The sequence below is a fragment of the Albimonas sp. genome (genome assembly GCF_055129145.1).
Genome location: NZ_JBSRTQ010000176.1, coordinates 1 through 7,981 on the forward strand (window position 1 = coordinate 1; position 7,981 = coordinate 7,981).

At 67.1% G+C, this 7,981-nt stretch carries 8 protein-coding genes; 3 read left to right on the plus strand and 5 right to left on the minus strand.

What is annotated here, in order from left to right:
- Both ACTB72_RS19025 and ACTB72_RS19030 read left to right on the plus strand, forming a co-directional pair.
- A partial coding sequence (locus tag ACTB72_RS19025) for a hypothetical protein (RefSeq protein ID WP_463038589.1) occupies positions 1 to 383 on the plus strand: 383 nt, incomplete at its 5' end.
- The gene (locus tag ACTB72_RS19030) at positions 380 to 3,094 is read left to right on the plus strand and encodes an ATP-binding protein (protein WP_463038590.1); all 2,715 of its coding nucleotides are present in this window, start codon (positions 380 to 382) and stop codon (positions 3,092 to 3,094) included. The genes ACTB72_RS19025 and ACTB72_RS19030, both read left to right, overlap by 4 nt.
- Here the strand turns inward: ACTB72_RS19030 and ACTB72_RS19035 are convergent.
- The 5 genes from ACTB72_RS19035 to ACTB72_RS19055 form a co-directional block, all read right to left on the minus strand.
- Positions 3,045 to 3,977, minus strand: a complete 933-nt coding sequence (locus ACTB72_RS19035) for a hypothetical protein (RefSeq protein ID WP_463038591.1) — start codon at positions 3,975 to 3,977, stop codon at positions 3,045 to 3,047. The two genes, ACTB72_RS19030 and ACTB72_RS19035, sit on opposite strands and share 50 nt — an antisense overlap.
- Positions 3,978 to 4,478: 501 nt before the next feature.
- Positions 4,479 to 4,682 carry a Trm112 family protein gene (locus ACTB72_RS19040; RefSeq protein ID WP_463038596.1) on the minus strand — a complete coding sequence of 68 codons (204 nt, stop codon included), beginning with the start codon at positions 4,680 to 4,682 and terminating at the stop codon, positions 4,479 to 4,481.
- A gap of 185 nt (positions 4,683 to 4,867) precedes the next feature.
- The gene (locus tag ACTB72_RS19045; RefSeq protein WP_463038592.1) at positions 4,868 to 5,524 is read right to left on the minus strand and encodes an LON peptidase substrate-binding domain-containing protein; all 657 of its coding nucleotides are present in this window, start codon (positions 5,522 to 5,524) and stop codon (positions 4,868 to 4,870) included.
- Between the two features lie 11 nt (positions 5,525 to 5,535).
- Positions 5,536 to 6,453 (minus strand): tetratricopeptide repeat protein, encoded by a 918-nt coding sequence (locus ACTB72_RS19050; protein WP_463038593.1) that lies wholly within the window; start codon positions 6,451 to 6,453, stop codon positions 5,536 to 5,538.
- Between the two features lie 154 nt (positions 6,454 to 6,607).
- Positions 6,608 to 7,180: a prolyl-tRNA synthetase associated domain-containing protein gene (locus tag ACTB72_RS19055; RefSeq protein WP_463038594.1), complete on the minus strand. Its 573-nt coding sequence runs from the start codon at positions 7,178 to 7,180 to the stop codon at positions 6,608 to 6,610.
- A 267-nt stretch (positions 7,181 to 7,447) separates the two neighbouring features.
- Here ACTB72_RS19055 and ACTB72_RS19060 point away from each other — a divergent pair.
- Positions 7,448 to 7,981: PALP domain-containing protein (locus ACTB72_RS19060; protein WP_463038595.1), on the plus strand; the 534-nt coding region annotated here is incomplete at its 3' end.

A 7,981-nucleotide genomic window follows, 5' to 3' on the forward strand; every position in this document is an offset into this window, starting at 1 on the left:
CTGAGACGCCCGGCGCGGCGGGCCCGGACGGCCGGGGTCTTGCCGCGTCGCAGGCCGAGAGCCCGGCGCGGGGCGTCGGCGCCGAGGCCTCCTCCCCCGCCGCCCCGGCCGGCGTGACGCCGTCGCGCGCCGGACCGCGGGACGACGCCGACGTCAAGCGCCCGCGGTTTCTGCGCAGGCGCAGGGCCGAGACGCTGTCGGGGCTGCTGCCCCTCGCCGCCTTCTTCGCGCTGATGCCGCCTTTCGTGACCATCTTCGCCCATGACGGGCGGATCTTCGGCGCGCCCTCGGCGCTGGTGTTCCTGCTGGGGGTCTGGCTGGGGCTGGTGATCGCGGCCCGGCTGCTGTCGCGCCGGCTGCTCAACCCCGACCGCGACCTGTGAGAACGCTCAGCGTCGACCTGCTGCTCGGGGTCTGCCTGCTCTATGTGCTGGCGCTTTTCGGCGTGGCGTTCTGGGCGGACCGGCGGATGCGCCGGCCAGGCGGGGACTGGCTGACGAGCCCTTGGGTCTACACCCTGTCGATCTCGGTCTATTGCACCTCCTGGACCTTTTACGGCGCGGTTGGGCAGGCGGCGCGGGGGGGGCTCGACTACGTCGCGATCTACACCGGGCCGGTGCTGGTCTTCGCGGGCTGGTGGTTCCTGCTGCGAAAACTGGTGCGGATCGGGCGGTCGCAGCGCATCACCTCCATCGCCGACCTGCTGTCGTCGCGCTACGGCAAAAGCCCGGCGCTGGCGGTGATGGTCACCCTGCTCGCGGTCACCGGCTGCACGCCCTACATCGCCCTGCAGCTCAAGGCGGTGGTCGACAGCTTCACGCTGGTGGCGGGGCCGGGCTATGCCGACGACACCGGGGCGGCGGCGTTCTGGGTGGCGGCCGGGATGGCGGTGTTCACCATCCTGTTCGGCACGCGGTCCGTCGACGTGAACGAGCGGCATTTCGGCGTGGTCGCGGCCATCGCGGTGGAGGCGCTGGTGAAGCTCGTCGCGCTGACCGCGGTCGGGGGCTTCGCGGTGTTCTCGGTCTTCGGCGGCGTCGCCCCGGCGCTGGAGGGGCTGACGCCGGAGCTGCTGCATCTCGACGACACCGCCTTCGGGGCGCGCTGGGCGGTGATCACGCTGCTGTCGGCCGCCGCCATCATCTGCCTGCCCCGCCAGTTCCAGGTGACGGTGGTGGAGAACGACGACGAGCGGCATCTGGCCACCGCGGGGTGGCTCTTCCCGCTCTATCTGCTGGTGATGACGCTGTCGGTCCTGCCCATCGCCGCGGCGGGGCTGATGGTGCTGCCCGCGGGCTCCAATCCGGACATGTATGTGCTGTCGCTGCCCCTCGCGCAGGGGCAGACGGCGCTGGCGATCTTCGTGTTCATCGGGGGGTTCTCGTCGGCGACGTCGATGGTGATCGTCGCGGCCATCGCGCTGTCGACCATGGTGTCGAACCACATCGTGACGCCGCTGGTGCTGCGGGCGCGGTCCGAATCCGAGGCGTTTTCGGGCGATGTGCGGCGGATCCTGCTGATCGGGCGGCGCGGCTCGATCATCGGGATCCTGTTCCTGGGGTTCCTCTATCATCAGGCGTCGGAGGGGGCGGCGGCGCTCGCCTCCATCGGGCTGATCGCCTTCGCCGGGGTGGCGCAGTTCCTGCCGGCGCTGCTGGCGGGGCTTTATACGCGGCAGGCGACGCGGGTGGGAGCGCTGGCCGGTCTGGGCGGGGGCGCGGCGGTTTGGGCGTGGACATTGCTGCTGCCCGCGACCGGGCTGCTGCCCGAGGCGGTGATGGCGGCGGGGCCGTTCGGGATCGACGCCCTGCGCCCCTACGCCCTGCTCGGCATGACCGGGATGGACCCGCTGGTGCATGCCGTCTTCTGGTCGATGACGGTCAATGTCGCGCTGCTGGTGGCGGGGTCGCTGGCGCGCGAGCCCTCGCCGCTGGAATGGCTGCAATCGGCGATCTTCGTCGACGTGTTCCGCACCGGCGAGGCCGAGATCGCCGGGATCGTGCGGCGGGAGGCGGCGTCGGAGGATCTCTTCGTGCTCGCCCAGCGCATTCTCGGGGGCGGGGCGGCGCAGCGGCTGTTCCGCGAATCGGCGCTCGAGCAGGGACGCGAGGGGCTGCCCGCCCCCACCGACCGCTTCGTGCAGCAACTGGAGCGGGCGCTTGCGGGCTCGGTCGGCGCGGCTTCGGCCCATGCGATGGTGACCAAGGCGGCGGGGGGGGAGACGATCTCGCTGACCGAGCTGATGCGCATCGCCGACGAGACCGTGCGGCTGATGGAATATTCGCATGAGGTGGAGCGCAAGAGTCAGGAACTGGAACTGGCCGCACGGCAATTGCGCGAGGCGAATGCGCGGTTGCGGGAACTGGACGCGCAGAAGGACGATTTCCTCAGCCAGGTGAGCCACGAGCTGCGCACGCCGATGACCTCGGTCCGGGCCTTCGCCGAGATCCTGCTGGAGGCGGGCGCCGCGGACGGCGCGGATGCCCAGCGCTTCATCGGGATCATCCATGCCGAAAGCCTGCGGCTGACCCGGCTGCTGGACCAGATCCTCGATCTCAACGTGCTGGAACGGGGCGAGACGCCGCTGCCGATCGTGCCCACCGACGCGGCCGAGGTGATGAGCCGGGCGGTGGAGACGGTGCGCGGGCTGGCGCGGACCTCGGGGGCGGAGATCGCGCTGCGCGGCGCCGTGCCGGCGCGGGTGATGGCGGACCCGGACCGTCTGACCCAGGTGCTGATAAACCTTCTGTCCAACGCGCTGAAATACAACGACTCCGTCGCGCCGAAGGTCTGGGCGGAGGTGACGGTGGAGGGGCGGCACGCGGTGCTCTCGGTCTCCGACAACGGGCCGGGCGTGGCGGAGGCGGACCGGGAGCGGGTGTTCCTCAAGTTCTCCCGCGGCTGGGACCGCAAGGACCAGGGCGGCGCGGGATTGGGGCTCGCGATCAGCCGGGAGATCATGCGCAGGTTCGGCGGGGACCTGACCCTGGCCCGGTCCGAGGGCGGCGCGCGGTTCGAGGCGCGGATGCCAATTCTCTCAGGCCCTACCAACCCCGGGGAGAATGAACAAGCCCAGCATCCCCTAGCTCACTAAAACAAACTTCGTATATGGCCGAGTGATCCCTTATTGAATTAAATAATTCTATCATGTCATGAACACCAATTAGATTTAAATAATCTCCATCGAAAATAGTCTCGAAATATTCCTTCCGAACCAAACAGGCATTTGTTGACACAATTTCTCCATCAAATGCGCTGGTAAGCGTTGTCCCGCCAACAATATTGGATGGTGAGATTCTGAAAACCATTAGTTCAATTCCTTGAAGACTTGATGAACGGCTACGATTTTTTACGCCGCTCTCGGCCCGAATATCTCCTACTAAATATGCCCTTTCCCCTACTGGAATGACTAATCCGTCGCCAAACCACTCATCTTTTTGACTGGAAACACGACGATGCAAAAACACGACGACACCTGACTCCCCAGCCCGCTTCCGTATAGAAACCTCCGAAACAACCACTCGTCCAGCCTTATTTGCCTGCCTGAAGCAGATAAACTCACCGAATAAATCCTTTAATATACCTGTTGTGCCTCGGTCTATCTCTAAAAGACTAAGAACAAGGGAGTATCCTATTTCAGCAACTTTTTGCTGCATCGGACTCTCTTCATCTCTACGGAGGGATAGCCCATCGCCTCGCAGTTTTGCGAACAAGCGGCTCTGCTCCACCACAAAATCATGATGGGGGAACTGGTCAGACACAAAATATTCGTATAGCGCCCTGAGCGTTTTATTAGTTGCTAGATATCTATGATTGGGTCTTCCATGTGTCTGAATTAGTTTTTTAAGACTTTCTTCAGAGGTACCGCTCTCAATAGACATCACCTCAATAGATACACCTGAAAGACGCAGTCGATAGGCCAACAGGACCACCGCCGCACCGACTTCCTGGGTGTCACTCTCAAGCACATCGATCACGCCCTTGACCTCCAACGCGAATCTGTTTAGGCAGATTTGTCTCCCAACCCGGTTTGGACCCGAGCTGGGAGACCTGGCGGCTAAAATAGTGCAATCGCGATTTGCACCAGTGTTGCAATCAGTTGGGCAAGAGCTATGAGCACAGGCATGTTCATGGCTTCACTCCCATGGGGCGCGTCGAGGCAGTCGGCGCTCTGCTCGCAACCGTACGATGTGGAACCTCAGTTTTGAGGAAGCAAGTTTGAGGTTCTTAAGGACGTCGTTTGCATCGAACTCCATCGTTGGCGGATACGAATCGCGAAAGATTGGAACCTTCCACGCTATTTTTATTGCACAAAATTGCGCTTCCCTCAAAGGGAAATTTTGAGCCGCAGGGGGGAATTTGATCTGCCCCCATGGGAATTCGTGTGACGGCCTTAATGGTAAGTCCGCGATCTAAAAACTGCGAGCAGTGTCTCAAAATAAATTACAATGTATTTCAAATGCTTACCAGAAACGCACTTACTCGTCGAGCGTGCGGGCCTCGTCGATCAGCATCACCGGGATGCCGTCGCGGATCGGGAAGGCGAGGCGGGCTTTGGGGGAGATCAGCTCCTGCGCCGCGCGGTCGTAGTCGAGGCGCGACTGGGTCACCGGGCAGATCAGCGTCTCCAGCATCCGGCGCGAGGCGGTCAGGCGCTGGGACCACCGCTCTGGATCCTGCATGGGGTGTCGCGCCACCTGCGGGGGCAGCGCGTGGGAAGGGAGGTCGAGGCCCGGCGCGTCGTCGTCACGCGCGCCGGGGCGGCCGACGGGCGCGTTCGCCGCGCCGCCGACCTTGGCATGGGGGCTCTGGGGATCGGGGGTCGGGCGGCTTTCGGGGCCGGGTCCGGGGCCGTCCTCGGGCTCGCTCATTGCAGCGCCCCGCCTTCCTCGCCGCCCGAGGCGATGGCGAACTGCATCAGGGCGGCCAGGGTCTCGCGGCGGGTCGAGAGGGTCGGCGCCTCGAGCAGGGCCTGCTTCTCCTCCACCTCGAACGGGCAGAGCATGGAGAGCGAGTTGATCAGCATCTCCTCATCCGCCTCGCGCAGGGTGTCCCAGTCCGAGCTCAGCTGCGCCACCGAGAAGAACCGGCCCAGCGTATCGAGGAAATCGTCCCGGTCGAAATCGGGATCCTCCTCCTCCGAGCCCAGATCCCGACGGAAATCCTCCCAGGTCGGGCGGATGCGGCGATAGGGCTGGAAGCCCTCGACCTCGCCGGCCAGCCGGAATCGGGAGATGCCGGCGAGCGTCACCAGATAGCGCCCGTCCTCGGCCTCGTTGAACGAGATGATCCGCCCGGCGCAGCCGATGGAGCGGAGGCGCGGGTCGTTGCCGTCCGGCGCCTCGAACGGCTGGATCATGCCGATCAGGCGATGGTCGGTCTTCATCGCGTCGTCGAGCATGGCGAGGTAGCGGGGCTCGAAGATGTTGAGCGGCAGCCGCCCGCGCGGCAGCAGCAGCGCGCCCGGCAGGGGGAACACCGGGATGACCTCCGGCAGGTCGCCGAGCGAGAAATGACGGGGCATCGGCCGGCCGCTCAGGCGAAGACCATGGACCCGAGCCGGCGGCGTCCCTTGCCGACCAGCGGATCCTTGGGTCCGAGGCTGTCGAACAGCTTGGTGAGCTGGGTCTTGGCGGCGGCCTCGTTCCATTCGCGGTCGCGGCGGAACAGCTCCAGCAGCTCGTCGATGGCGGCTTCGTGATTGCGCTCGGCGATCAGGGCCTGGGCGAGCTCCAGCCGAGCCTGGTGATCGTCGGGGTCCGCCTCCAGCCGGGCGCGCAGCCCGTCGGTCTCGCCGGTGGCGCCGACCGACTGTTCGGCGAGCTCCAGCTGGGCGCGGGCATGGGCGATGGCCGGGTCGTTGATCTTGAGCGCATGGACGCGGGAGAGCGCGGCATGGGCCTCCTCATAGCGCTGCAACGCCACGAAGGCGCGGACCAGACCGCCGATGGCGGCGAGGTTGTCTTGGTCCTCCTCCAGGATCGCGGCGAAGACCTGGATGGCGTCGTCGGCGGCGCCCGTCTCCAGCATCTCCTCGGCGGCGGCGATGGCGTCGGCGAGCGTCTCGCCCCCCGCCATGCCGACCAGCTTGTCGACGAAGGCCTTGATCTCGGACGGCGGCACCGCCCCGGCGAAGCCGTCGACCGGCTGGCCGTCGAGGAAGGCGTAGACGGTGGGGATCGACTGCACGCGCAGCTGGCCCGCGATCATCTGGTTCTGATCGACATCGACCTTGGCGAGCTTGACCTTGCCGCCGGCCGCGCGCACCGCGGCTTCGAGCGCGGGGGTCAGCTGCTTGCAGGGGCCGCACCAGGGGGCCCAGAAGTCGACGATGACCGGGACCCCCTTGGAGCCCTCGACCACCTCGGCCATGAAGGTGGCCTCGGTCACGTCCTTGATGATGTCGGCGTCGGCGGGCGCTCCGGCGCCGCCGCCCTGGCCCAGTTCCAGCATCGCTTCGGTCCCTTCGCGCGTGGACGCGCCGGCCCCGGCCCTTGCCGCGGTCGCCGCCGTCCGAAAATTCCGTTGGGTTCTAAGTAGAGGTCGAGGGCCGTTCCGGCAACCGCCCCGCTCGGATTGGATGGGGCGCGAAGTCGGGCGGGAGGGATCAGCCGCGGGCGGCGGCGGCGAGCGCTTCGAGGGCGTCGAAGTCGATCTCCAGCGGCGTATGGCCGGTGGCGGCGAAGAGCCGGCGCAGGTCGGCGGTGGCGATGGCGAGGGTCGCCTCGTTGTGCAGGGGGTGCACGTTGAGGATCCGGGCCCGCATCATCTGCGCGTCGAGGGCGAGGCGCACCCGGGCGCCCACGTCGTTGACGAGGCCGAGCAAGGTGACCGCGCCGGGGGAGACGCCGAGCAGCGCGCCCATGTCCTCCGCCGAGCCGAAGCTGACCCGGCCCGAGCCCAGCGCCCGGCCGAGATCGGCGATGCGGACGGCGCGGTCCTCGGAACAGGCGACGAGCCAGTGCTGGCCGGATTTCGCCTTTAGGAACAGGTTCTTGCAATGCGCCCCGGGCAGGGTTCCGCGCAGGTCGCGGGATTCCTCCACCGTGCGCAGGGGCGGGTGGGCGTGGCGGACGACCGGGATGGAGAGGCGGTCGAGGATCGCCATCAGCGCCGCTTCCGCCGCCGCGGGGTCGCGTGTGGCGTCGGCGGGAAGGGCGGGGGGAGAGGTCGGAGTCATCGGCGGGTCATCCTGGGGTCCCTCGGGCGCTGCGGGAGGGTCCGGTTCAACCGGCGCCGGGGGTCGAGGTCAAGGGCCGGGGCCGCCGCCCCGCGCGCCGCCCCGACTCCGCCCCCGGCCGCGCTTTCCCGGCGCGTTGTTTCCCCCGCGCCGATAGGGTAGGCGGAGACCGCCGCGGCCCGAGAGCGCCCCTTCCGACCCCCGCCTCCGGACCGGATGACGCGACACGAAGGCCCGACGTTACGCAAAGGTGAGGAGCCCCCCCGCGTGAGATATGTCAGCACCCGTGGACAGGCCCCGGTCCTTTCGTTCGAAGACGCCATGCTGGCCGGGCTCGCCCGCGACGGCGGGCTCTACGTGCCGGAATTCATTCCCGCGATGGACCGCGACGCCATCGCGGCCCTCGCCGGCGTCGGCTACGAGGAGACCGCCTTCCGGGTGATCTCCCCCTTCGTGGGCGACTCGGTCGCGCCCGACGACCTGCGCGCGCTGATCGAGCGCGCCTATGCGAATTTCGGCCACGCCGCCCGCGCCCCCCTGGTCCAGATCGGGGAGAACGACTGGATCCTGGAACTGCATCACGGGCCGACACTGGCCTTCAAGGATTTCGCCATGCAGCTGGTGGCGCAGCTGTTCCAGCATGCGCTTTCCAAGCGCGGGACCCGCGTGACCATCGTCGGCGCGACCTCGGGCGACACCGGATCGGCCGCCATCGACGCCTTCGCGGGGCTGGACAACGTGGATGTGTTCATCCTCTACCCCCATGGCCGGGTGTCGGAGATCCAGCGCCGGCAGATGACC